Source organism: Massilia sp. TSP1-1-2 (assembly GCF_049896185.1).
GTDB lineage: Bacteria > Pseudomonadota > Gammaproteobacteria > Burkholderiales > Burkholderiaceae_D > Telluria_A.
Window position 1 is genome coordinate 1 of sequence record NZ_JAFCTU010000083.1, and the last position, 1,624, is coordinate 1,624.

The 1,624-nt window shown below is 67.2% G+C and carries 1 protein-coding gene and 1 pseudogene; both read right to left on the bottom strand.

Annotated features, from left to right (window positions below; translation table 11 throughout):
* Positions 1 to 623: tyrosine-type recombinase/integrase (locus tag ACP7BV_RS26870; RefSeq protein ID WP_426107956.1), on the bottom strand; the 623-nt coding region annotated here is incomplete at its 3' end.
* Positions 620 to 1,624, bottom strand: a pseudogene (locus ACP7BV_RS26875) (DNA primase); the annotation flags it as partial. The gene ACP7BV_RS26870 and the pseudogene ACP7BV_RS26875, both read right to left, overlap by 4 nt.

The following is a 1,624-nucleotide window of genomic DNA, read 5'->3' on the forward strand; positions in this document are numbered from 1 at the left end:
CCGACCGGCACCATCCGGTCCTTCTTCCCCTTGCCGAGCCGGATCAGCACCGTGCCGCGTTCCACGTCGACGTCGACCACATCGAGCGCCACCAGCTCGGCGCGCCGCATGCCGGTGCTGTACAGCGTCTCCAGGATGGCGCGGTCGCGCAGGCCCAGCCCGAAGGCCGCGTCCAGGTCGGCCGCGTTGATGATCTGTGCCACCTCGGCCACGCTGAGCACATGGCGTGGCAGGCGCGTCTCCTTCTTCGGCAGGTCCAGCTCGCCGGCTGGGTTAAACAGCAGGTGATGCTGGCGCGTCATCCAGCGGAAGAACACGCGCACCGCCACCAGCCGCGTGCCCTGGCAGTTGAACGACAGTGGCAGGCCGTCGCGCTGGCGGCGGTACGCAAACACGTATTGGCGGTAGCGCTCCAGCATGGCGCGCGTCACCTCCAGCGGCGTGCGTATCCCGCGCTCCTCGCACCAGTCGATGAAGTAGCCCAGATCGGTGCGTCTCGTCTTGATCGTGTGCTCCGAGTAGCGCATCGCACCCAGCCAGTCGGTGAAGCCGACCAGGTGAGCGTGGAAGCCGCTGGTGATCGTCGGGTCGCCGGCGTGCAGCGGTTTGCGGGCGGCCGTCATGAATCCCTCGCCAGTACGGTTACGACCGGTGCGTGACCGTTCGCGCCATGACGTGCATTTTCAGGCTCGAAGCCGGCGCTTTCCGAAGCAGCCCTTGCCGCTGCTGGCTTCCCGCCCGATGGACCGCCCCGACCGGGCGCCGACCACCCGCCGACCGGGGGGCGACCGGGGGTCGACTGCGGCTGTTTCTGCCCCGACCGCCGCTTGTCGTAACTCCCCAAAGCACCCGCATCGAGCAGGCCGATCAGGTGCGGGGCCATGCTGCCGTCGCCGTCATACAGCAGTTCATACACGTGTCCCTGTCCGCGATCTGCCCTGTGCACCAGCAGGTATTCCAGTTCGGCCAGGCGCCCCAAGTGAATCTTGAGCTGGGTATCGCCCCAGCCGGTTTTCTCGCGCACGTCCTTGCGGCTGAATCGGATGTCCCGGCGCGCCAGCTCGAGCGCGGCGCCGCACTCGCCGACCATGCCGGCAACGAGCGTCAGCAGTCGCCTGGTCTGCGGCGGCAGCTCGTCCAGGCTGCGGCCCAGCACCTCGTGCGTCAGGCGGTTGGCCTGCTCGATGTCGGCGGCAATCACCTCGATGTACTCCAGCGCCTCGCCGTCGGCGCCACGCGCGCTCTTGACCGTGCGCTGGTACTGGTGCAGCAGCGCGATGGTGTCGATCAACGTCAGGTACTTTTCATGGTCGCGCCGCGTGCGTGTTTTATCGGACAGGAAGGTCAGCTGGTCGGCATAGGGATTGACCACGGCCAGCGGCCGCAGCAAGCGCTGGGCATTGCGGTGCAGGGCCAGCACCGCATCCTTGCCCTGTTTCGCCATCAGCCCGTGCAAGGTGCGCCGCTGCCGCTGCAGGCTGTGGATCGCCTCCGTCTGAGCGCGGCCCTCATCCACCGTGAGCACGATGCAGCGGTTCATCAGCTCTTCATCAATCTCGATGGCGGTGGTCGTCAGGAAGATCATCACCGGCCCCGTCACCCGGTACTCCTGCGTGATCAGGTT